Origin of the sequence: Brevundimonas sp. UBA2416 (genome assembly GCF_002343105.1) — a bacterium.
Classification (GTDB): Bacteria; Pseudomonadota; Alphaproteobacteria; order Caulobacterales; family Caulobacteraceae; genus Brevundimonas.
The window spans coordinates 433-826 of record NZ_DDRM01000007.1 but is presented as its reverse complement, the minus strand read 5'-3'; the positions used below and the strand labels follow the sequence as shown (position 1 = coordinate 826).

At 67.0% G+C, this 394-nt stretch carries 1 protein-coding gene; it reads left to right on the top strand.

Annotated features, from left to right (window positions below; genetic code table 11):
• Nucleotides 1-25: 25 nt before the first annotated feature.
• The coding region (locus tag B3E43_RS01355; RefSeq protein ID WP_414631333.1) for an NADP-dependent isocitrate dehydrogenase at nucleotides 26-394 on the top strand (369 nt) is incomplete at its 3' end.

Genomic DNA, 394 nt, shown 5'->3' with positions numbered 1-394 from the left:
CGGCAGCCACGGCACGACCTTCGAGTTGCCCGCCGATGGCGTGGTGCGCATCGTGCTGGCCTCGGGCGAGGTGCTGCACGAGCATGCGGTGGAAAAGGGCGACATCTGGCGCTCGGCCACGGCGAAAAAGGCGCCGATCCTCGACTGGATCCAGCTTGGCATCGCGCGCTTCAAGGCGACCGGGGCAGGGGCCTTTTGGCTCGATGCCAACCGCGCCCATGACCGCGAACTGATCGCCTATGTGAAGCCTGCGCTGGCCGCGGCGGGGGTGGAGATCCCGATCCTCGATCCCCGCGCCGCGACGCGCTACAGTTTCGAAACCATGCGCGCGGGCAAGGATTGCGTCACCATCACCGGCAACGTGCTGCGAGACTATCTGACCGACCTGTTCCCG